Genomic DNA, 24,152 nt, shown 5'->3' on the forward strand with positions numbered 1-24,152 from the left:
GTCGTCGACACGGCTGGCCTGCAGACCCCACTTCTGGTGCCGGTGGATCTCGATACGCCCGCTGCGCGGGCTACTCGATCAGCAAGGAGGACCCGCTGCGCGGGCTGCTCACTCAGCAGAGAAGTGCGCACCAGCGCGGCCCCATGCTGGTCGAGTAGCCGCGGCACGCGGCGTATCGAGACCCGCCGTCGCCAGCAGGGCAGGTCTGCGGACCTCCCTTCTGACCAGGGTGGATCTCGATACGCCCGCTCCGCGGGCTACTCGATCAGCATGGAGGACCCGCTGCGCGAGCAACTCGATCAGCAGGATGCGCGGCCCCGCTCGCCGAGGACCTCCGGCACGCGGAAACACCTCCGGCTCGTCGAATCCGTGGATTCCGACGAGCCGGAGGTCGTTCCGCGAGCCGGAGGTGCGGCGAGGGGTGTCAGCTGCCGGAGGGGGCGTCCGACTCCTCGGGGGTGGCGGTGTCGCTCGGGGCGGAGGGGGTCGCGCCGGCGTCCGGAGCGTCACCGGCGACAGGGCCGGTCCCGGGGCGCGCGGGACCGGCGGGCGCCTCTCCGGCGGCCGGCGGCGCGGGCGGGGTCGGCGCGGAGCCGTCGGCCGGGGGCGTCGGGAGCTCGCAGTCGCCCGAGGGCGCCGCCGGCGGGGTCGGCGGGGTCACGGCGTCGCCGTCCGCGGGCGCGGTGGGCGGGGTCGGGAGCGCTCCGTCGGCGGGCGGGGTCGCCGTCGCGCCGTCGGTGGGCGCGGCGGGAGGCGTGGGCGCCTCGCCGTCGGCAGGGGCAGCCGGCGGGGTCGGCATCTCGCCATCGGCAGGAGCGGCCGGAGGCGTGGGCATCTCGCCATCGGCAGGAGCGGCCGGAGGCGTGGGCATCTCGCCATCGGCAGGAGCGGCCGGAGGCGTGGGCGCCTCGCCGTCGGCAGGAGCGGCCGGAGGCGTCGGGGTCTCGCCGTCAGCGGGGGCAGCCGGAGGCGTCGGCGCCTCGCCGTCAGCGGATGCCGCCGGCGGGGTCGGCATCGAGCCGTCCGCGGGAGGCGTGGGCGTCTCTCCGTCAGCGGGAGCCGCCGGCGGGGTCGGCGCCTCGCCGTCGGCGGGCGCGGCCGGCGGGGTCGGCATCGAGCCGTCCGCGCCGGGCGCCGGGGGCTTCGGCAGTCCGGCGCCCGCGGGTCCGCAGGCTGCCGGGCCGGTCGAGGCCGGTCCGGTGAGGGTCGGCGCGTCGCTGGAGTCCGGGGTCGGCGTCGCACTGGCCGTCGCGCTCGGCGTCGTCTCGATCGTGCTCGAGCTCGTCGAGCCGGAGGTGGGCGCCGAATCGGCGAACGCGGCGGTCGAGCCGATCGCCGCGAAGCCGAGCGCGCCGGCGGCGATGCAGAGCGCGATCGTGCGGGTCCGGGGGCGGCGCGGGCCGAAGCCCGAGCCCTGGGTTCCGGGGGTGCGGCTGTCGGGGGTCTTGCTCATGGGAGTCTCCTCGGTCCGGCCCGGTGCCGTTCCCGTTCGGGAGCGGTTGCGGCCGGTTCCATTTCAGATTCCGAGCCGAATCTGAAGCGGTCCTTAAGAACAGAGGCTCCCCAGCGGAGTGGCGGTCGACGCCGATCCGCGCCCCCTACGGTCGGAGCATGCTCCCCTCCGCCCGCGTGCTCCTCGTCGAGGACGACGACGCCATCCGCTCCTCCGTCGAGGCCGCCCTCCGCGGCGAGCGCTACACCGTGCGCGCCCTGCCGACCGGCGAGGACCTCGCCCGCGAGCTCGCCGACTTCGCGCCCGACCTGGTCGTGCTCGACTGGATGCTGCCCGGCCCGAGCGGCATCGTGCTCGCCGAGCGGATCCGGCGCACGAGCGACGCGGCCGTGATCATGCTGACCGCGCGCGACGCCGTCGACGACCGGCTCCGCGGCTTCGACGAGGGCGTCGACGACTACGTGGTCAAGCCGTTCGTCCTCGCCGAGCTGGTCGCCCGGGTCACCGCGGTGCTCCGCCGGCGCGGCCGCGTCCCCTCGATCATCGAGATCGGCGACCTGGTCGTCGACCCCGACGCCGGACGCGCCCGCCGCGGCGGCGAGCCCCTCGACCTCACCGCCACCGAGTTCCGGCTGCTCGCGTTCCTCGCGGGCAGCCGCGGCCGCACGCTGACCAAGACGCAGATCCTCACCCAGGTCTGGGGCTACGACCACGTCGACCCGAACCTCGTCGAGGTGCACCTCAGCTCGCTCCGCAAGAAGATGGAGGCGCACGGCGACCGCCTCATCCACACCGTCCGCGGCCTCGGCTACCGGGTGGAGGCATGAGCGTGTCGGCAGGCACCGACGCCGCGGGCACCGCCGCCGGAGGCACCGCCCCCGCAGGCACTGCCGCCGCGCGCTCCGCCTCCGCCCCGCTGCGCACCGGCTCCCTGCGCCTGCGCACCGTCCTCGCCGTGCTGGCCCTGCTGGCGGTGCTGCTGCTGGCGCTGTCCGCGACCGTGCAGGTCGTGCTCGGCGAGCGCCTCCGCGACCAGATCGAGGAGCGGCTGGCCGACCGCGCCTCCGCCGCCGCAGCCCTGGTCGGCACGATCGCCGACGACGAGCTCGCCTCGCGGCTCTCCGCGCAGGGCGTCGCGGTGCGGATCCAGAGCCCCGACGGCGAGGAGGTCGTCGCCGGCCCGAGCCCCGAGCAGCTGCGCCAGGGGCCGGGAGCGGCGGACCAGCTGGGCGAGCCGCCGAGCCCGCCCGGGAGCACCGGTGCCGCCGTGCCCACGCCCCGCGACGCCACCGTCACCGTCACCTCGAGCAGCGTCTCCGGCGACGACGGCCTGATCACCCTGCAGTCCGTCCTCAGCGACGGCACCGTGCTGACCCTCAGCAGCGAGGCGGGCTCGGTGGGCTCGACCCTCGCGTCGCTGAACGGGATCCTGCTCGGCGCCTCGGCCGTGTTCCTGCTGCTCGCCGCCGGCGCCCTCGTCCTGGTGGTCCGCGCGACCCTGCGCCCGCTCGAGCGGATGACCACCGTCGCCCGCTCGATCGCGCACGGCGACCGCGGCCGGCGCCTGCGCCCCTCGCGGCCGGGCACCGAGCTCGGCCGCACGGCCACGGCGTTCGACGAGATGCTCGACGACCTCGAGCAGGCGGAGCAGTCGGCACTGGCCGCCGAGCGCCGGATGCGCGCCTTCGTCTCGGATGCGGCGCACGAGCTGCGCACCCCGGTCGCCGGTATCCAGGCGGCGGCCGACGCGCTGGTCCGCGCCGACGGCACCGAGGAGGAGCGGGAGCGGCTGTCGGTGCACGTGGTGCGCGAATCGCTGCGGGCCGGGCGACTCATCCAGGACATGCTGCTGATGGCGCGGCTCGACGAGGGGCTCGCCCTCGACGCCCGGCCGCTGGACGCCGGCGCGGTGGCGGCCGCCGCGATCGAGCGGCAGCTGCTGCGCGACTCCGGCCCCGAGATCGTCCTGCACCGCGACCCCACGGCGCCGCCCGTGCACGCCGACGCCGACCGGCTCGGCCAGATCGTCGGCAACCTGCTCGAGAACGCCGCCCGCTTCGCCCGCTCCCGGATCGACGTCACGCTCGCGCACGCCGACGGCCGGGTCACCGTGACGGTCGACGACGACGGCCCCGGCGTCCCCGAGGCCGACCGCGACCGCGTCTTCGACCGGCTCGTCCGCCTCGACGACGCCCGCAACCGCGCGGACGGCGGCTCGGGCCTCGGCCTGCCCATCGCCCGCGGCCTCGCGCGCGCCCTCGGCGGCGACCTGGTCTGCCTCCCCGGTGCCGCCGGAGCGCGCTTCCGCGTGATCCTGCCCGCCGGCTGAGGAGGACCACCCTGCGGCGTGGGATCCCCCTGCGAAGTGGGATCCCCATGCTGATCGAGCAGCCCGCGAAGCGCGGCGTATCGAGATCCACCACCGCCAGAACATGAGTCAGCAGACCCACCCTGCTGGTCACGGTGGGTCTCGATACGCCCCTGCGGGGCTACTCGACCAGCATGAAGTGCCGCCGCCGCTGCCTTCCCGCACCACCAGACGCGAAGCGGCTCCCCCACTCGCGCACCATCGCGTGAGAACTCGCACAGCACATCCGGCGAATGCGCAAGTACGTGTTCAGGGGACCGGTCCCGCGCGACGATGGGCGGGATGGACACGATCGACGAGCGCAGCGCCTGGGTGCGGACCGTCGTCGAGCGCGACTTCGGCGTCCGCCTGGTCGACTTCCTGCCGATCATCGGCGGCCTCGACCACGGCGCTCAGGTCTGGTTCGCGACCGACGACGCCGGCGCCCCGTGGAGCGTCAAGGCCTCCCGCCGCGACGGCCGCTTCGGCCTCACCCTCGCCTCCGCCCTCGGCGACGCGCGGGCGCCCGGCATCGCCGCGCCCACCCGCGCCCGCGACGGCCGCCCCTGGACCGAGGACTCCGGCCTCCTCGTCTCGCTCGCCCCCTGGATCGTCGGCGACGACGCGGTCGACTCCGGCGAGGACGCGCTGCCGTGGGAGGAGTTCGGCGCGGTGCTGCGCGGCGTACACGACTCCGCCCCGCCCGCCGGCACCGTCCCGCCGCGCCGTGGGATCCGCCGCGCCCAGCGCCCGCCCGCTGCGCTGCTCGCCGAGGTCGACGAGCACCTGACCCCCGAGCTCCGCGACCGCCTGCACGCCCTCGCCCGCGCCGAGCGGCGCCTCAAGCGCTCGCGCCTCCCCACCGCCCGCGTCCCCGTGCACGGCGACCCGCACCCCGGCAACGTCGTGATCGACGCGCACGGCAGCCCCTGGCTGATCGACTTCGACGAGGCCACCGTCGCCCCGCACGAGGTCGACCTGCTCCTGGTCGAGCTGGGCGTGATCTTCGCCCGTCCGATCACCGACGCCCAGCGCCACGCCTTCCGCGCCGGCTACGGCGAGACCCTGATCGACGACGAGCGGATCGCCCGCTTCGGCTGCGTCCGCGCGGTCGAGGACGTCGCGGCCACCGTCCTCCGCTCGCTCGCTCCGGCTCGGACGACGGCCGAGGAGGAGGAACGGCGAGCGCTCCTCGAGGGCCAGCTCGGCCCGCACGGCCTGGTCTCGCTCGTCGAGACCGCCCTCGACCGGCTCGGGCAGCCGGCCGCCTAGACCCACCCCGCAGCACCGCACTCCGCAGCATCGCACTCCGCAGCACCGCACACTTCCCACCGCACCCGCACAGCACCCGCAGAAGTAAGGAACCGCCCCTCATGCGCAGACGACTCCTCCCCCTCGCCGCCCTCGCGGCCTCCACCCTCGCCCTCACCGCCTGCAGCGGCTTCGGCGGCGGCGGCGGCTCCTCGGCCGACGGCGACTCCATCACCTTCACCACCTGGGCCAGCGAGTCGGAGCAGGCGGCCTTCGAGTCGCTGATCACCGACTTCGAGGCCGCGAACGACGGCGCGAGCGTCGAGCTCAACGTCGTCCCCTACGACCAGATGTTCAGCAACATCGACGCGCAGCTCAGCTCGGGCGAGGCGCCCGACGTGTTCCGCGTCGACTACGGCAACCTCGGCGTCTACTCCAGCCAGGGCCAGCTGCTCGACCTGACCGACCGCATCGACGAGTTCGACTCCTTCACCCCCGCCTTCCAGGAGGCCGTGTCGTTCGAGGGCACCCCCTACGGCGTCCCGCACCAGACCGACGTCTCGGCGCTGCTGGTCAACACCCAGCTGCTCGCCGCCGCGGGCGTCACCGACATCCCGACCACGGCCGCCGACGCCTGGACCTGGGAGGAGTTCGCCGACGTCTCGACCAAGCTGCGCGCCTCGCTCCCCGCCGAGCAGTATCCGTTCGCCGCCAACTGGCAGCTCGGCGGCACCCCGCGCTGGCTGAGCTGGCTGTTCGAGGCCGACGGCGCCCTGCTCGAGGAGGACGGCACCACGCCCGCCATCGACTCCGAGGCCGGGGCCAAGGCCCTCGACTTCACCAAGAGCTTCTTCGAGAACGACTGGGTCCCGCCGACCAGCTCGGTCAAGTCCGCCACCTACGCCGACTCCTTCTTCACCGAGCAGAGCGTCGCGATGTCCTTCGTCGGCTCGTTCCTCGTGCCGGACGTCGACAACCTCGCCGACTTCGAGTGGACCGCCACCCCGATGCCCGTCGACGCCCGCGGCGCGACCGACCTCGGCGGCAACGCCCTCGTCGCCACGGCCGAGACCGACAACCCCGACCTGGCGGCCGAGTTCCTCTCCTTCATGACCGAGGCCGAGAACATGGCCGAGTTCTGCGCCGCCACCAACGAGCTGCCGACCCGCACCGACATCGACCCCGCCTCGATCGACTTCGCGGTCCGCGCCGACGTGATGCCCGTCTTCGTCGAGCAGGCCGCCACGATCACCCCGCGCGACGTGCAGCAGCTCACCTCCCCCTTCCTCGCCCAGATCTCGGTCGCGATGCAGGACCAGCTCGAGGAGGCGTTCGTCGGCGGACGCAGCACCGAGGAGACGCTGACCGGCCTGAGCGACGCCATCGCGCAGGCCACGAGCTGATGACCGCCGTCCCCCTCCGCGGGTCGCCGCCGCGCCGGCGCCGCACCGCCCGCACCCGCGAGGCGCTCGCGGGCTTCGGCTTCGTCGGCCCGAACCTGCTGCTGATGGCGCTGTTCCTGTTCGTGCCGATCCTCTGGGCGATCCAGCTGTCGTTCCAGGAGTCGCGCGGCTTCGGCACCCCGGAGTGGGTCGGCCTCGCCAACTACGCCCGGATGGGCGCGGACCCGGTCTTCTGGCAGAGCCTGGGCAACACGCTGATCTTCACCGCGGTGACGGTCCCGCTGGAGCTGCTCGGCGGCCTCGGGCTGGCGGTGCTGCTCAACTCGGTGCTGCCGGCCCGCGGGATCTTCCGCACGATCATCGTGCTGCCGCTGGTCATCTCCGGAGTCGCGTCCGGCATGATCGCGGTCACGATCTTCAGCGAGTCCTCCGGCATCGTCAACAAGGTGCTGTCCTCGCTCGGGGCGTCGCCGGTCTCCTGGCAGTCCGACGGCACCGCGGCGATGATCTCGGTGATGCTCACCGCGGTCTGGCTGCGGATCGGCTTCAACATGGTGATCTACATCGCCGGCCTGCAGGGCGTCTCGCCCGAGCTCTACGAGGCGGCGCGGATCGACGGCGCCACCCGCTGGCAGCAGTTCCGCTCGCTGACGGTGCCGCTGGTCGGCCCGTCGACGTTCTTCCTGCTGATCATGAACGTGATCGCCTCGTTCCAGGTCTTCGACATCGTCTTCGTGATGACCGGCGGCGGGCCGGGCTTCTCCACCTCCGTGCTCGGCACCTACGCCTACCGCAACGGCTTCCAGGTGCGCGAGCAGGGCTACGGCGCCGCGCTCGGCGTCGTCATCCTGCTCGTCTCCCTCGCCTTCACCTACCTGCAGTGGCGCACGAGCCGCACCCGCGACCTCGTCGAATAGGAGCCTCCTGTGACGTCCTCCACCCTCACCACGCCCGCCGCCGTCGCGGCCGCGACCGTCCGCGACGCGCCCAAGCGCCGCCGCTCCACCCGCGACGGCTCGCGCACCGGACTCGTCGTCCGCATCGTCGTCGCCGTGATCGCCTCGGCGATCGTCTTCTTCCCGCTCTACTGGATGCTCGTCATCGCGTTCTCGCCGCGCGGCGAGGTCTTCTCGCCCGGCCCGCCGCAGTTCTGGCCGAGCGAGATCTCGCTGGAGAACTTCGCGACCGTCTTCGCCCGCTTCCCGGTCGGCGAGTGGTTCGTGAACTCCGTCGTCATCGGCGCGTTCGTCACCGCCTTCACCGTGGTGCTCAACCTGCTGGCGGGCTGGGGCTTCGCGCGGCTGCGCTTCCCGGGCCGCAACCTGCTCTTCCTGCTGGCGCTCGCGACGATGATGATCCCGGTGCAGGCGATCATGGTCGCCCAGTTCAAGCTGGTCACCGGGCTGCAGATCTACGGAACCTACTGGTCGGTGATCCTGCCCGGAGCGGCGGCGGCGTTCGGCATCTTCCTCGCCCGGCAGTTCTTCCTCTCCATCCCGGAGGAACTGATCGAAGCCGCGCGGATCGACGGGGCCGGCCACCTGCGCGTGTTCCTGCAGATCGTCCTGCCGCTGAGCAAGCCGCTCGTCGCGGTGCTCATCCTGCTGACACTGCTGGGCAGCTGGAACGACTTCGCCTGGCCGCTGATCGCGCTGAAGGACAACGAGCTGTTCACGCTGCCGATCGGCCTGCTCTACCTCAAGGGCCAGTCGACGCCGGACTACTCCGCGAGCATGGCGCTCGCGCTGATCTCGGTGCTGCCGATGGTGCTGCTGTTCCTCGCCTTCCAGCGCTACTTCGTCCAGGGCTTCGCCCGCAGCGGCATCCGCTGAGCGGCCCATGCTGATCGAGTAGCCCGCGCAGCGGGCGTATCGAGATCCCCCACCCCCGGAAGCCGGGCCTGCAGACCCACCCTGCTGACCACGCCGGGTCTCGATACGCCCCTCCGGGGCTACTCGACCAGCAAAGCCATGCTGATCGAGTAGCCCGCACCGCGGGCGTATCGAGATCCCCCAGCCCCAGAAGTCGAGTCTGCAGGCCCACTCTGCTGACCACGCCGGGTCTCGATACGCCCCTGCGGGGCTACTCGACCAGCAAAGCCATGCTGATCGAGTAGCCCGCGGAGCGGGCGTATCGAGATCCCCCACCCCCCGGAAGCCGGGCCTGCAGACCCGCCCCGCGGACAACGGCCGGTCTCGATACGCCCCTCCGGGGCTACTCGACCAGCAAAGCCATGCTGATCGAGTAGCCCGCGGAGCGGGCGTATCGAGATCCCCCACCCACGGAAGCCGAGTCCGCAGACCCGCCCAGCCGGCACCGGCGGACCGTCGCCGGGCTCTCGGCCCGCCGCCTAGTCTGAGAGCGACCGCCGCACGAACGAGGAGACCTGGGTGAACGTCCGCGAGCTGCTCGGCCACCCGGAGCTGCAGCTCACCCTGGTCGGCGGCGACGACGTGCAGCTGGCCCGCGCGATCTCGGGCACCTACACGATCGACCTGCCGGATCCCGGCCGCTTCCTCTCCCCCGGCGACGTGGTGCTGACCAGCGCGCTCTGGACCTCCGGCCGGGAGAGCGTCGAGCGCTTCGTCGGCGGCGTCGCCGATCGCGGGGTCGTCGCGATCGTCGTCGGCCTGATCGCGGTCGGCTCGCTCCCGGAGGGGATGCTCGAGGTCTGCCGCCGGCACGGCATCGCCCTGCTGACGGTGGCGCCGGACGTGTCGTTCAAGACCATCGCGCAGACGGTCGCCGGAGTGATCGCTCAGGCCGACCTGCCGACGCTCGGCCGCGAGGCCCGGTTCGCCCGGCGCCTCCTCGCCGATCCCGCCTCGGGCGAGGGCGTCCAGGTCGCCCTGCGCGCCTTCTTCGAGGAGTTCGCGCACGGCAGCTGGGCCGTCGACCGCGCCGGCACCCTGGTCGCCTCCGCCGGCGGACTGCCCACGGCCGCCGACTACGGCGCCGCGTGGGAGGCCTCGCTCTCCTCCCCCGACAGCCGCTGGGAGGTCACCGAGCACGGCCGCTCGCTCTCCCGCCGCGCCCTCTTCTCCGCCGCGGGCGAGCGGCTCGGGGTGCTCGTCGTCACCGGCGATCAGCGCGGCTGGTCGGAGGAGACCGCGGACGGCGTCGAGCTGCTCGCCGGCGCGGTCGCCGGCCGGCTCGACCTCGCCCGGCAGCGCGAGCGCGCGTCGGCCGCGCCGCTGCTCGACCTGCTCCGGGCGCTCCTGCACGACGAGCTGCCCGAGTCCGAGACCGCCGTGCGGCTGCGGCTGCTCGGCGTCCGCCTCGGCGCGCCGCTCCGGGTGGTCGTCGCGCGCACCGACGACCCGTCGCTGCCCCCGGAGGCGCTGCTGCAGCCGCTGCGCGCGGCCGCCGAGCGCGAGCACGCACGGGCACTGGGCGCGGTGCTCGACGGGGCCGCCGTGCTGCTGCTCGGCGATCCCGCGGACGAGAGGTCGTCACCCGGGCCCGCACTGCGCTCCGCCGTGGAGGCGGCGCCGTGGCTGCTGCACGAGCGCCGGATCGCGATCGGCGTGGGCGACGCCTCCCGTGAGGTCGCGCAGCTGGGGGTCTCGCTGCTCGCCGCCCGCGAGCGCGCCCGCGGCGCCTCGTCGGACGAGCCCGTCTCGATCGTCGAGCACACGATCCCCGTCTCCAGCGACGCCCTGCTCGAGCTGGTCGCGCCGCGCACCCGCGCGGCCTTCGCGCTCGCCGTCCTCGGTCCACTCGTCCGCTACGACGACGAGCACCGCAGCGACATGGTCGAGACCCTGCGCGTCTTCCTCGAGAGCGGCGGCTCCTGGCGCCAGGCCGCCGACCGCCTGCACCTGCACGCCAGCACCCTCCGCTACCGGATGCAGCGGATCGAGGCGCTCACCGGCCGCGACCTCTCCGCGATGGCCGACCGCGTCGACCTGCACCTGGCGCTGCGCTTCCTCTGACGCGTCGACACCGCCGGAGGACTCGGTCTGCGCCAGGGTCGTTCCGCGTCAGCGTGCGCTCGGAACGCCAGACCGTCTCTCCTGTGCCAAATGTTCGACGGCCGCTGATGCCGGATGCGAGCATTTGTCGTCTCACCTTCCCCTCTACTTCCAGGAGCCTCCGTGCATCGTCGTCCCGACTCCCTCCGCCCGCGCCGCTGCGCCGGCACCCCGTTCACCATCGCCGCCTCCCTCGCCCTGACCGTCGGACTCCTCGGCTCCGCCACGGCCGCCCACGCCGCCGTGGTGCCGACGGCCACCCCGACGCCCACCGCGAGCGCGACCGTGAAGGGCGCCGCGTTCACTGCGACCGCAGTCGGCGAGCTCGTCCTCGCGCCCGGCGAGAAGCCCCAGGTCGGCACCGAGGTGAAGTGGACCATCACCTTCACGAACACCGGCGACGTCCCCCTCACCAGCATCGCCCCCGTACTCGTCCAAGGCGGCGTCGCCCTGGCGCCCGGCCAGACCCGAGAGGTCGCCGCGACGGACACTCTCGACCAGAACGACCTCACCAACGGCTACATCGACCTCGACACCATCGTCAGCGCGACGAAACCTGACGGCGCAAAGGTCGACACCCCACTCATCGCACGCGTCGCCCTCCCCAGCCCTATACCCGCACCGACCCCGCCCACGCCGGCTCCCACCCCGACGACACCGGCACCCACCCCGACGACACCGGCACCGGCACCGACACCCGCGCGAGGCGCCTCCCTGAGCGCGACCGCCCGCGGCGAGCTCGTCCTCAAGCCCGGCGAGAAGCCGACCGTCGGCACCCAGGTGAAGTGGACCGTCACGGTCACGAACACCGGAGACGTCCCCCTCACCAAGGTCGCCTACGCGCTCGTCCCAGGCGGCGTCGACCTGCAGCCTGGCCAGACCCGCGAGCTGACCACGTCGACCGAGCTCAACCAGAAAGAGCTCGCGGACGGCTCTGCCCTCCTCGATCAGATCGTCGGCGCGACGAAACCGGACGGCACCAGGATCACCACCCCACTCATCGCACGGGTCGCCCTCCCCAGCCCGACGCCCGTACCGTCTCCGACCACGCCGGCACCCACGCCGCCGACACCGGCGCCGGCACCGACTCCCCCGACGCCGGCACCGGCCCCGACGCCCGCGCGGGGCGCCTCCCTGAGCGCGACCGCCCGCGGCGAGCTCGTCCTCAAGCCCGGCGAGAAGCCCGCGGTCGGCACCCAGGTGAAGTGGACCGTCACCGTCACCGACACCGGCGACGTCGCCCTCTACGACGTCTCCGTCGGGGAGACGAGCGACGAGGTCGACCTCGTTCCCGGCCAGACCAAGGAACTGACTCTGAGCACGACCCTCACGCAGAAGCAACTCGACGACCGCGCCGCCGTGCTCACGACCTTCGCCGGCGGCGACACCGAGTTCGGCGAGTTCATCAGCGTCGACGTCACCGGCAGACTCACCCTGCCGACACCGACCCCGCCGGCACCCACCCCGACGCCGACCCCCACCCCGCCGGCACCCACGCCCACTCCGACCCCGGTCCCGCCGGCACCCACGCCCACTCCCGCCCCGGTCACCCCGGCACCGGCCACCCCGGCCCCCGTCGTCCCCGCAGCCTCCGGCGCGACGGGCTCCACCACGAAGAGCTCGACTGCCGCGGAGGCGTCGAAGAACCGCCTCGCGCAGACCGGCTCCGACGCGGCGGGTGCGCTCTCCGCAGCCGGCATCCTCACCGCCCTCGGCGCGATCGGCGTGCTCGTCGGCCGCCGGCGCCGCCGCGACCGCTCGGCGACCGACCGAACGGCCCACTGACCGATCGCCGGTGACGTCGACGCCCTTCGACGCCACCGGCGATCGACGACGGCCCGGGCCCGCTTCTCCAGCGGACCCGGGCCGTTCCCGCGCTCCCCGCTCGATCGCCGTCACCGCGAGCGGGAGGGTCGCACAGGCCGCCACGGCAGAGCCCTGGCCCGAGATCCATCACCCGCGCCACTGTGCGCTGCGGACGCCAGACCGCCTCGACTGTGCCAGATGTTCGACGGACGGTTCGGCTCGATGCGAGCATTCGTCGTCCGTTCTTCCACCCACTCTTGAGGAGCCTCCGTGCATCGTCGTCCCGACCCGCTCCGCCCGCGCCGCTGCGCCGGCACCCCGTTCACCGTCGCCGCCTCCCTCGCCCTGACCGTCGGGCTGCTCGGCTCCGCCACGGACGCCCACGCCGCCGCGGCGCCGACGGTCTCTCCGTCCCCCACCGCGAGCACCGGCGTCAACACCCCCGCGTTGAGCGCGACCAGCCGCGGTGAGCTCGTGCTCGTGCCGGGCGAGAAGCCGGCCGTCGGCACCCAGGTGAAGTGGTTCGTCACGGTCACGAACACCGGCGACGTCCCCCTCACCGACATCGCCCGCGCACTCGTCGAAGTCCCCTTCACCCTCGAGCCCGGCCAGACCCGCGAAGTGACCTTGACGAACACTCTCGACCAGAAGAACCTCACCAACGGCTACGTCGACCTCGACGCCCTCGTCTCGGGAGCAACACCCACGGGGGCGAGAGTCGGCGCCGACCTTCTCGCCCGACTCCCCCTCTTGGCACCGGCTCCGACTCCGACCACGTCGGCACCCGGGCCGACCACGTCGGCACCCAGTCCGACCACACCGGCACCCGTTCCGGCCGGTCAGGGCGCGTTCACGGCCACCGCCCGCGGCGAGCTCGTGCTCAAGCCCGGCGAGAAGCCGACTGTCGGCACCGAGGTGAGGTGGACCATCACGGTCATCAACACCGGCGACGTCCCCCTCGACGACGTCGCCCGGAGGTTCGCTGGACCCGGCCTTCGTCTGGAACCGGGCCAGGCCCGCGAACTGACATCATCGACCACCCTCGACCAGGAGCGATTCGTGGACGGCTATGCCAACCTCGATGAGTTCACCCTCGCAACGACACCTGACGGCGCAAGCGTCTCCGCACGCATCAGCGGCCGCCTCACCCTCCCCAGCCCGAGTCCGACCACGCCGGTGCCCGTGCCGGCCGGTCAGGGCGCGCTCACGGCCACCGCCCGCGGCGAGCTCGTGCTCAAGCCCGGCGAGAAGCCGACGGTCGGCACCGAGGTGAGGTGGACCATCACGGTCATCAACACCGGTGACGTCCCCCTCGACGACGTCGCCTACCCGATCGCGGGCTACCACCTCGTCCTGAAGCCCGGCCAGGCCCGCGAACTGACATCGTCGAGCAGCCTCGACCAGGAGCAACTCGCGCACGGCTACGCCGACCTCGACGTGTTCACCGGCGCGACGACACCAGACGGCGGAAGAGTCTCCGCACGCATCAACGGCCTCCTCGCCCTCCCCGGCCCGACTCCGAGACCGACCACCCCGGCACCCGCCTCGGCACTTCCCGGCCCCTCGCCGGCCACTCCGGCGCGCGCCCTGGTCGCCCCGGCGCCGGCGCCCTGACCAGGCACCCCTGCGTCCTTCGTACCTGCCAGCCCGGTTCGACCGCGAAGAGCTCGGCTGCCACGAGCCCCTCCGCCACGACGGCATCGAAGCGCCGCCTCGCAGAGACCGGTTCCGACGCGGCGGGAGCCATGTCCGCCGCCGGGATCCTCACCCTCGGCACGGACGCCCTTCGACGCCACCGGTGATCGACGACGGCCCGGGCCCCGCTTCTCCAGCGGACCCGGACCGTTCCCGCGCTCCCCGCACGATCACCACCACCGAGGGCGAGAGGGTCGCACAGCCCGCCACCGCAGAGCTCATGAGCCCGAGATCCATCGCCCGCGTCAGTGTGCGCTGCAACCGCCAGACCATCTCGCCTGTGCCAGATGTTCGACAGCAGATGGAGGTAGGTGCGAGCATTCGTCGTCTCTGTCATCACCTTCCAAGGAGCCTCCGTGCACCGTCGTCCCGACTCCCTCCGCCCGCGCCGCTGCACCGGCACCCCGTTCACCGTCGCCGCCTCCGTCGCGCTGACCGTCGGGCTCCTCGGCTCCGCCTCGGCGGCCCACGCCGCCGTCGTGCCGACGGCCACCCCGACCCCCACCGCGAGCGCGACCGCCGAGCACCCGGCACTGACGGCGACCGCGCGCGGCGAACTCGTCCACCAGCCCGGTGAGACGCCGACGGTCGGCACACCGGTGAAGTGGACCGTCACCCTCACCAACACCGGGGACGTCCACCTCGCTAGCGTCAAAACCGACATCAGCTCTCTCTCCGCCGACCTCGAAGCCGGCGATTTTCTTGACCTACGCGTTTACAGGACCCTCACTCAGAACGATCTCACCAACGGCTACACAGTCCTCAACGCCTACGCCACGGGCAGCACCACTTCGGGCGCCGCGGTCACTGCCACCATCTCCGCCCGCGTCGCCCTCCCCGCCCCGACGCCGACCCCCACTCCGACCACGCCTGCTCCCACTCCGACCACACCGGCACCCACCCCGACACCGACCACACCGGCACCCACCCCGACACCGCAGCAGGGACCCTCGCTGAAGGCCACCGCGCTCGGCGAGCTCGTCCTCAAGCCGGGCGAGAGGCCGACGGTCGGCACCGCGGTGAAGTGGACCGTCACCTTCACGAACACCGGCGCCGTCCCCCTCGACGAGGTCGCCCGAGTGTTCGGCGGACCCGGCCTCCGTCTGGAACCCGGCCAGTCCGGGGACGCGATCAAGTCGACCACCCTCGATCAGAAGCAGCTCGCAGCCGGCGCCGCCGGCCTCGACGAGTTCGTCGGCGCAAGGACACCTGACGGCGTCTGGGTCTACGCACGCGTCCGCGGCCAGCTCGCCCTCCCCAGCCCGGCTCCGACGCCGAGTCCGACCACGCCGGCACCCGCCCCGACGGCACCCGCACCGGCCCCGGCACCCACTCCGACTCCGACGACACCGGCACCCACCCCGGCCCCGACTCCACCGACGCCCGCGCCGACTCCGACTCCGACACCCACCCCGACGCCACCGGCGCCCACCCCGACACCGACCCCGCCGGCACCCACCCCGACCCCTCCGACCCCCACGCCGGCACCGGCACCGGCGCCCACTCCGGCCCCCCAGGGCGCGTTGGAGGTGTCCGCCAGCGGCGAGCTCGTCCTCGCACCCGGCGAGAGGCCCGCGGTCGGCACCGAGGTCCGATGGACCATCACGGTCACCAACACCCGCGCCGACACCGTCTACGACATCGGCAGCAGGACCGCCGAGGACTTCTTCGATCTCCAGCCCGGCGAGACCAACGAGCTGACCTCGACGACCGAACTCACCCAGGCCGACCTCACCAACGGCTACACCGTGCTCACCGACATCGTCGCCGGGCTCACCCTCTCCGACGAGGAGGTCAGCGCCCCCGTCACCGCCCGACTCACCCTCCCGGCCCCTGCCCCGACGCCCACCCCGACTCCGACCCCACCGGCACCGACCCCGACCCCCACCCCGCCCGCGCCCACTCCGCCGGCGCCCACTCCTCCGGGGCCCCAGCCGGTCACCCCGACGCCCACTCCGGTCCCCCCGGCACCGGCGCCCTCACCGGGCACCCCTGCCATCGTCGTCCCCGCAGCCTCCGGCACGACGGGCTCGACCACCAGGAGCCCGAACCCCACTGAGGCGTCCACGCACCGCCTCGCCCACACCGGTTCCAACGCAGCCGGCGGGCTCTCCGCCGCCGGGATCCTCACCGCCCTCGGGGCGCTCGGCGTGCTCGTCGGCCGTCGCCGCCGGCGCAACCGCTCCGCCCACTGACCGCTCGCCAGCGGAGTCGACGCCCCTCGACACCGCCGGCGAGCCACGACGGCCCGAACCCGCCCACCTGGTCGGGTTCGGGCCGTTCTCACTCTCGGGGCATCGCTCCTCGCAGAACGCCGACCGATCAGTCCCGTGACCGGCCCTTCTTGGTCGCCGACCTGCCCGTTTCGACACAACGCCCGCCACAACTGCGCATCAGTGCCATCACTCACATCGGGCGCCTAATTGCCTACTTCACGCCATGGATGTGGCAAGTCCTCCTCGCCGATGTGATCGTTTCCGAGCTTCACTCGATACCTGAAACACCACCGCCTAGGAGTTCGCATGACCCCCCGCCGCCCCGACGTTCAGGGACCTCGCCGGTCCCTCGGAACACCGCTCAGCATCGCCGCCTCGCTCACCTTGAGCGCCTGCCTGCTCGGCTCCACCGCCCTCGTCGCCCACGCCGACGAGGGCACCGTCCCCGTCGTCTCCGGGACCGCCGCTCAGGCCGTCGTCGTCGACCCCACCGCGCAGGCCGTCGGCTCGGCGCCCACCGCGCTCGTGACCGCGCCCGCTGCGGCCGCGCTGACGTCAGCCCCGACGGCCATCCCGGCGCCCGTCGCCCCGGCGCCCGTCTCCCCGGCTGCCTCGGTGGCATCCGCTGCGACTGCGTCCCGCGAAGCGACGATGCAGGCCACCGCCGCTCCCACCACCCCGGCGCCGACCGTGCCCGCGCCTGAGACCGAGGCGCCGGTCGCCCCGGCCCCTGCGCTGCAGGATGCACCGGCCGACGCGCCCGCAGCGGCGACCGAGACGCCGGTCTCGGCACCCCAGCAGCAGCCCACTCCGGCCGCGTCCGCATCGACGTCGGACGGCGTGACCGCGACGGTGAAGGGCGTCCTCGACCTGAAGCCCGGCGAGAAGCCGACGGTCGGCACCACGGTCAAGTGGACGATCACCCTCCACAACTCCACCTCCCACGCCGTCGACGTCCTCAAGGCGCTCCTCCACCTCGAGCCCGGCGAGAGCGGCGACGTCGAGGACAACCTCGCGCCCACGACCCTCACCCAGGCCGACGTCGACGCCGGCCGCGTCACCTACACCAGCCGCTACGACCTCGTCTCCAGCGACGGCCGCCAGATCATCCGCGCACAGGGCGCACTCGACCTCCCAAAGGTCACGTCGATCCCGACCACGACCCCTGCTCCGACCACGACTCCCGCGCCGACCACGAGCCCCACCTCGACGCCGACCACGACCACGCCCGACACCACCCCGACGACCACCGCGTCCGACCAGGTGACCGCCTCCGTCCGCGGCACCCTCGAGCTCAAGCCCGGCGAGAAGCCCCGCGTCGGCACCACGGTCAAGTGGACGATCACCCTCCACAACTCCACCTCCCACGCCGTCGACGTCCTCAAGGCACTGCTCCACCTCGAGCCCGGCGAGAGCGGCGATGTCGAGGACAACCTCGCACCCACCACGCTCACCCAGGCCGACCTCGACGCCGGGCGCGTCACCTACACCAGCCGCTACGACATCGTCTCCAGCGACGGCCGCCAGATCGTCCGCGCCCAGGGCGCCCTCGACCTGCCGAAGACCGCACCGACCACGACCACGACCCCTGCGCCGACGACCACCCCGACCACGCCCGCCCCCACTCCGAGCACCACCGCCTCCGACCGGGTGACGGCCTCCGTCCGCGGCGTCCTCGACCTGAAGCCCGGCGAGAAGCCGACGGTCGGCACCACCGTCAAGTGGGTCGTCACCTTCCTCCACCCCGGCCTCGACACCGTGAAGATCGACGGGACCAGCCTCGAACTCGCCCCCGGCCGCAGCGGCTACGTCGAGGACACCACCAAGCCGAGCACGATCACCCAGGCCGACCTGGACGCCGGCGTCGTGCGCTACGAGAGCGAGTTCGGCGTCGACGCCCCGAAGGGCGACTACACGATCCCCGCGCGCGGCGAGCTGACCCTGCCGACGCCGACGCCGACGCCGACGCCGGCTCCGGCTCCGGCCGCCGAGCACCCCTCCCTCACCGGGAGGATCGCCGGCGAGTTCGTGCTCCCGGCCGGCGGGCGGGTGCTGGCCGGCACGCCGGTGAAGTGGACCGCCACCCTCACCAACGCCGGCGACGTCGCCCTCTCCGACGTCCACGTCACCGACTCGGGAGAGCACACCACCCTCGCCGTCGGCGAGACGAAGGACCTCACCTTCTACACCACCGCCGCCCGGGAGGACATCGCCCGGGGCTACACCTTCGACACCTTCCGCGCGAGCGGCCGGACCCCGTCAGGCTCCACCGTGGACTTCCGGCTGCTCCGCACGCTCGACCTCCCCTCCGACGAGGGACGCGCCGCCGTCACCACCACGGGCGCGTTCGAGCTGACGGCGGGCGAGCAGGTCGAGGCCGGCACCCGGGTGAGCTGGACCGTCACGGTCACGAACACCACCGGCGCGGACCTGCACGACCTCTCCGTCGACGGCGACGCTCGCAGCGAGACCATCGCCGTCCTGACCCCGGGCGAGACCCGGCAGCTGCACCTCGAGACCACCGTCACGGCGCAGGACCTCGCGGAGAACCGCACCCGCCTCGTCGCCGACCTCGTGGGCCGGACCGGCGACAGCCCCTTCTCCACCCACGCCTCCGGCGAGCTCGCGATCGGGACGGAGCACCCGCGCCTCGAGGCGAGCTCCACCGGAGCGTTCGACCTCGAGCCGGGACACCCCGTCACGGTCGGCTCGAAGATCGTCTGGACGGTCACGGCGAAGAACACCGGCGACGTCTCCTTCCTCGACCTCGACCCGCAGGGTCCGGGCAGCATCGCCGCCGGCGAGACGAAGGTCTACCAGGTGGCCGACACCGTGACGCAGGAGGACCTCGACGCGGGAGTGGTGCGCCGGATCTTCACCGCCACGGGCGCCCGGAAGGGCCACCCCGACTACGTCTCCGCGCCCTACCTCGGCGTCCTCCCGATCCCGTCGACAGTGGACGGAGTCACCACCGGCACGCCGACGGAGACGGGCACCGGCACGGAGACGGGCACGAGCACCGGGACGACCACGGACACCGCGACCGCCGCAGGAACCACCTCCGTGACCGGACCGTCCGTCGGCTCCGCGACCGGGGACGAGGCCGCCCCGGCGGGCTTCGTCGCACTCGCCGGTGCCGCGGGCGCGCGTCCCGGTGCAGCCGCAGGATCGGCGCCGACCGCTGCGAGCCCGGCCGCGGCGAGCCCGACTCCGCGGCGCGGGGGCGCCTCCGCCGCCCACCTCGCCCAGACCGGCGTCGACGCGTCGTCCGCGCTGCCGGCTGCCGGCGTCCTCGGTCTCCTCGGCGCGCTCGGCATGCTGCTCGGCGCCCGCCGCCGTCGCAACCGCGCCGCCGACTGACGCACCGTCGGTCAGGCCGAGGGCCGGTGGCGTCGACTCGAATCGACGCCACCGGCCCTCGGTCGTCATGCACCGCCACCGTTGCCGAAGACTGCCGGGCACCCGCTTCCGCGCCAGATGTTCGCATCGCTGGATACACCTGTGTGAGCCTTCCCGGAACCGTTTCGACCTCTCCCCGATCCCTGCCCAGGAGTGCCCTTGACCCCCTCACGCCCCGACCACCGAAGACCGCGCCGAACGCCCAGCACCCCCCTCAGCATCGCCGCGTCCGTCGCGCTGAGCGCCTGCCTGCTCGGAACCACCTCCGTCGCCGCCCACGCCGAAGGACGCGCCGACGCCGCGACGGCGGCACCGGCGCAGGACGCCACGTCGGCGCCCGCGCTCCCGACGCCCACGCCCTCGATCGCACCGGAGGACGCCGCGCCGTCGGCCGGACCCGCTGCGCCGGAGGCCGCCGCGTCCGCCGCACCGGGCGCCACCCCCGACTCGCCGGACGCCGCTCCCGCCCCCGCTTCCCCGGCGCCGACTCCCGAGACCACCCCGCCCGCGGCCGACCTTGCCCCGACAGCCGATCCCGCCCCGGCCCCGGCCCCGGCCGCAGCCGCAGCCGACATCATGACGACGCCGACCGTCGCGGCCGCGCCACCCGCGCCGGCCGCCGCGCCGGCCCCCTCTCCGACACCGGCCGCGCCGGTCGTGCTGCCGACGCCGGTGGACGACGCACCTGCCGCCGCGACGGAGACACCGGTCGCCGCCGCCCAGCAGCAGCCCGCGCCGCCGGCGTCCGCGCCCACCACCGGGGACTCCCTCGTGACCGCGACGGCGAGGGGGACGTTCGTGCTGGGGCCGGGCGAGAAGCCGACGGTCGGCACGAAGGTGAAGTGGAGCATCACCTTCCAGAACAACGGCACGACCACCGCCGATGTCTACGGAACCACGTTCTCCATCCCGGCGGGTCAGAGCCGCAACGGTCGGGACGACGCGAAAGAGCAGACGGTCACTCAGGCCGATCTGAACGCCGGGGTGATGAGGTACGCGAACAGCTGGGGCATCGTCACGCCGGCGGGCGTGTTCTGGATCCCCGTGCGAGCCGAGCTGCCCATCCCGGCGGAGAACCCGGCCCTCGAGGTGGTCTACACCCCGACGTTCGAGCGGACACCCGGTCAGCCGGTCGTCATCGGAACCGTGGTGGACTCGACCGTCACGGTGACCAACCGCGGGGAGGTGACCCTCCACGACATCACCTTCACCGGAACCCCGCCCTTCAGTCTCGCGCCGGGTCAGCGGGCCGTTCTCGCCGTCCGCGACAAGGTCGACCAGCTGGACGTGCTCGCCGGCGAGTACCACCGAGAAGGCGGCGTCGTCAGCGCGCGCACTCCGAGGGGCGCCGTGTACCAGACCACGGCCTCCGTGAGGCTCCCGTTCCCGAAGCCGGACGCCCCCGGCGCGCCGAGCACCGCCACGCCTGCCCCCGCGCCGGGTGCCGGAGCCGGAGGGTCCCCCGCGAGCGGCACGACCGACGAGTCCTGGAGGTTCCGCGGCGAGTTCGTGCTGCAGCCGGGCGAGCAGGTGAAGGCCGGCACGAAGGTCCGCTGGACCTCGACGCTGACCAACACCGGCCCCGACGACCTGCGCGACCTCGTCGCCGTGCGGGTGGGCGCCGCCCCCGGCAGCCCCGGCAGCACCAGCGAGAAGCTGGCGGTCCTCGCCAAGGGCCGGACCGCGCAGCTGCACCTCGAGTCCACCGTCACCGAGGACGACCTGGCGAGCGGCCTCGCCCACATCGTCGTCGACGCGACCGCCGTGACCGGCGGAAAGACGAACACGGTCCGCAGCGGCGCGACGCTCGCGATCCCCGCCGAGCACCCGCTCCTCGCCGTGACCACCACGACGGCGCCGAAGCTCGGGCCGGGAGCACCCCTCGTCGCCGGCACCGTCCTCGACACGACCTTCACCATCGTCAACCGCGGCGACGTCGTGCTCACCGACGTCCGATTGAACAGCTTGGCCCCGTTCACCCTCGCACCGGGCGAGAGCGCTGTCCGGGTCCTCTCGGGCCCGCTCCCAGCGCGGGACGTGGAAGCCGGCGAATACCGCCGCACGGCGAACGTCACGGCGCGCACCCCCCGAGGTGTCCAGTACATCTCCCCCGACATCGTCGTCGCGCTGCCGATCCCCAAGAGCACACCGGCCCCTCCCGCGCCCACCGGCACACCGGCCGCTCCCACGCCGACCAGCACCGTGCCCGCTCCCGCACCCACCGGCACGCCGACCACTCCCGCACCCACCGGCGCACCGTCGACCCCCGCGCCCGTTCCGCCGACCCCGGCCGCCACGGGGGACCACCTCGTGAGCGCGACGGCGAAGGGGACGCTCGAGCTGAAGCCGGGCGAGAAGCCGACGATCGGCACGAAGGTGACCTGGATCGTCACCTTCCGCAACGACGGCCCCGTCGCGGTCCAGGTCTCCGGATCCGGCCTCACCATCCCGCCGGGTCAGAGCCGCGCCGGTCGGGACGTCACGCTCTCGCGGACCGTCACCCAGGCCGATCTCGAGGCCGGCAAGGTGTCGTACGCGCTCACCTGGGACCTCAGCTCGACGCAGGGCCGGTTCTCGCTCCCCGTGGTCGGCGAGCTGGCCCTGCCCGGTGGCCCGTCGGCGCCCGTCGAGCACCCCGCTCTGGAGGTGGCCTACGCCCCGTCGTTCCGGCTCGCGCCCGGCGCACCGGTCGCCCTCGGCACCGTGGTCGATGCGACCGTCACGCTGACCAACCGCGGCGACGTGGCACTGAACGACATCCGTCTCGCCGGACTCCCGCCGTTCAGCCTCGCGCCGGGCCAGGTCAGCGTCCAGCGCCTCTCGGACGCGATCACGCTGTCGGACCTGAACGCGGGCGAGTACCGCCGCGTGGGCGGCTACGCCACCGCGCGGACACCTCAGGGCGCCGAGTACCGCTCCACCCCCGCCACCATCGTTCTCGCGATCCCGAAGCCGGCCCCCACCGGCACGACTCCGGGCTCCACGGGAGGCACGGTGCCGACCGGCACACCGGCCACTCCCGCAACCACCGGGACCCCGGCCACGCCCGCAACGACCGGGACCGTGCCCGCTCCCGCACCCACCGGCACGCCGGCCACTCCCGCGCCCACGGGGACCGTGCCCGCACCCGCACCCACCGGCACGCCGGCCACTCCCGCGCCCACGGGCGCCCCGGCTGCTCCCGCAACCACCGGGACCGTGCCCGCCCCTGCACCCACCGGCACGCCGGCCACTCCCGCAATCACCGGGACCGTGCCCGCCCCTGCACCCACCGGCACGCCGGGCACTACCGCACCCACCGGCACCGTGCCTGTTCCTGCACCCACCGGCACGCCGGCCACTCCTGCAACCACCGGGACCGTGCCCGCTCCTGCACCCACCGCAACGCCGGCCACTCCCGCACCCACGGGTGCACCGGCCACTCCGGCGCCCACCGGGACCGTGCCCGCTCCCACACCCACCGGCACACCGGCCACTCCCGCAACCACCGGGACTCCGGCGACTCCCGCATCCACCGGGACCGTGCCCGCTCCCGCACCCACCGGCGCACCGACCGCTCCCGCAGCCACCGGGACCCCGGCCACCCCCTCACCCACCGGCGCACCGTCGACCCCCGCGACCACCGGGACCGTGCCCGCTCCCGCACCCACCGGCACGCCGGTCACTCCCGCGACCACCGGGACCGTGCCCACTCCCGCACCCACCGGAACGCCGGCCACTCCCGCAACCACCGGCGCACCGTCGACCCCCGCACCCACCGGGACCGTGCCCGCTCCCGCACCCACCGGCACGCCGGTCACTCCCGCACCCACCGGGACCCCGACGACCCCGGCCCCCACGGGTAGCCCGGCAGCTCCCGCCCCCACCGAGACCCCGGCCACTCCCGCGCCGACCGGGACCCCGTCGACCCCTGTGCCCACCGGCACGCCGAACCCGGGTACGAACACCACCGGCGGCGGCACAGGAGCACCGGGAACCGGCACGACCGGGACCGGCACCCCTGCGACCGGTACTCCCGGACCGGACGGCACCAGCACATCGGGCACCGGCACCACCGGCACGCGTCCGAGCACCGCCGGTCCGCGCCCGACCGGCAGCGGCACACCGGCAACCGGCACCACCGGCACTCGCCCGACCATCACGGACGTGACGGCGACCGGCGCGCCGGGTGCCGTCGGACCGGATGTCGTCACGACGACCGGCACCACCGCGACCGGCACCACCGCGACGGGAACCACCGCGAGCAGCGGCGCCACCACGGCGAGCGCGGGGACGACCGACGCCCGCACCACCGTGCGCGGCACCACGGGGACCACCGGGACCACCGGCAGCACCCCGTCCGGCGTCGTCTCCGGCACGAACGGCTCCGGCGCGACCGGCTCCGGTGTGACCGGCACGAGGCCGACGAAGGACGTGTCCGGTGCCCGCCTCGCCGAGACCGGCGTCGACGCGGCGTCCGCGCTGCCCGCCGCCGGGATCCTCGGTCTGCTCGGCGCGCTCGGCGTGCTCCTCGGCCGCCGCCGCCGTCGCGACCGCCCCGCGGACTGACACCGCGCAGCCCGCCTGAGGCCGGGGGCGTCGACTCGATTCGACGCCACCGGCCTCGCC

General features: G+C 74.0%; 13 protein-coding genes. 12 read left to right on the top strand and 1 reads right to left on the bottom strand.

The annotated features are described in order from the left end of the window. Nucleotides 1-424 precede the first annotated feature (424 nt). Entirely contained in the window at nucleotides 425-1,453 is a 1,029-nt protein-coding gene (locus tag EDF17_RS10045; protein ID WP_123446968.1) for a hypothetical protein, read from the bottom strand. A 158-nt stretch (nucleotides 1,454-1,611) separates the two neighbouring features. On the opposite strand from EDF17_RS10045, the gene EDF17_RS10050 reads away from it, so the two are divergent. The 12 genes from EDF17_RS10050 to EDF17_RS20470 all read left to right on the top strand — a co-directional run bounded on the left by EDF17_RS10050 (nucleotide 1,612) and on the right by EDF17_RS20470 (nucleotide 24,092). Beyond that, nucleotides 1,612-2,280: a response regulator transcription factor gene (locus EDF17_RS10050; RefSeq protein ID WP_123446969.1), complete on the top strand. Its 669-nt coding sequence runs from the start codon at nucleotides 1,612-1,614 to the stop codon at nucleotides 2,278-2,280. Then, the gene (locus EDF17_RS10055) at nucleotides 2,277-3,782 is read left to right on the top strand and encodes a HAMP domain-containing sensor histidine kinase (protein ID WP_123446970.1); all 1,506 of its coding nucleotides are present in this window, start codon (nucleotides 2,277-2,279) and stop codon (nucleotides 3,780-3,782) included. The genes EDF17_RS10050 and EDF17_RS10055 overlap by 4 nt, the downstream gene beginning before the upstream one ends. Before the next feature lie 321 nt (nucleotides 3,783-4,103). Further along, complete coding sequence (locus EDF17_RS10060) at nucleotides 4,104-5,072, top strand: aminoglycoside phosphotransferase family protein (protein WP_166649640.1); 969 nt, start codon at nucleotides 4,104-4,106, stop codon at nucleotides 5,070-5,072. A gap of 101 nt (nucleotides 5,073-5,173) precedes the next feature. Then, nucleotides 5,174-6,454, top strand: a complete 1,281-nt coding sequence (locus tag EDF17_RS10065; protein ID WP_123446972.1) for a sugar ABC transporter substrate-binding protein — start codon at nucleotides 5,174-5,176, stop codon at nucleotides 6,452-6,454. Beyond that, a complete protein-coding gene (locus tag EDF17_RS10070) occupies nucleotides 6,454-7,371 on the top strand; it encodes a sugar ABC transporter permease (RefSeq protein ID WP_123446973.1) in 918 nt (305 codons plus the stop codon). The genes EDF17_RS10065 and EDF17_RS10070 overlap by 1 nt, the downstream gene beginning before the upstream one ends. 9 nt (nucleotides 7,372-7,380) lie before the next feature. Further along, nucleotides 7,381-8,286 (top strand): carbohydrate ABC transporter permease, encoded by a 906-nt coding sequence (locus tag EDF17_RS10075; protein ID WP_243587893.1) that lies wholly within the window; start codon nucleotides 7,381-7,383, stop codon nucleotides 8,284-8,286. A 558-nt stretch (nucleotides 8,287-8,844) separates the two neighbouring features. Next, nucleotides 8,845-10,389, top strand: a complete 1,545-nt coding sequence (locus EDF17_RS10080; protein ID WP_123446974.1) for a PucR family transcriptional regulator — start codon at nucleotides 8,845-8,847, stop codon at nucleotides 10,387-10,389. 162 nt (nucleotides 10,390-10,551) lie between these two features. Further along, complete coding sequence (locus tag EDF17_RS10085) at nucleotides 10,552-12,213, top strand: LPXTG cell wall anchor domain-containing protein (RefSeq protein ID WP_123446975.1); 1,662 nt, start codon at nucleotides 10,552-10,554, stop codon at nucleotides 12,211-12,213. A 291-nt stretch (nucleotides 12,214-12,504) separates the two neighbouring features. Beyond that, complete coding sequence (locus EDF17_RS10090) at nucleotides 12,505-13,848, top strand: hypothetical protein (protein WP_123446976.1); 1,344 nt, start codon at nucleotides 12,505-12,507, stop codon at nucleotides 13,846-13,848. A 437-nt stretch (nucleotides 13,849-14,285) separates the two neighbouring features. Continuing rightward, a complete protein-coding gene (locus EDF17_RS10095; RefSeq protein WP_123446977.1) occupies nucleotides 14,286-16,124 on the top strand; it encodes an LPXTG cell wall anchor domain-containing protein in 1,839 nt (612 codons plus the stop codon). A gap of 327 nt (nucleotides 16,125-16,451) precedes the next feature. Then, nucleotides 16,452-19,505, top strand: coding sequence for an LPXTG cell wall anchor domain-containing protein (locus EDF17_RS10100; RefSeq protein WP_123446978.1), 3,054 nt, complete (start codon nucleotides 16,452-16,454; stop codon nucleotides 19,503-19,505). A gap of 198 nt (nucleotides 19,506-19,703) precedes the next feature. Beyond that, complete coding sequence (locus EDF17_RS20470; protein ID WP_185019983.1) at nucleotides 19,704-24,092, top strand: LPXTG cell wall anchor domain-containing protein; 4,389 nt, start codon at nucleotides 19,704-19,706, stop codon at nucleotides 24,090-24,092. The last annotated feature ends 60 nt before the right edge of the window (nucleotides 24,093-24,152 follow it).

Origin of the sequence: Rathayibacter sp. PhB1 (assembly GCF_004362935.1) — a bacterium.
Classification (GTDB): Bacteria; Actinomycetota; Actinomycetes; order Actinomycetales; family Microbacteriaceae; genus Rathayibacter; species Rathayibacter festucae.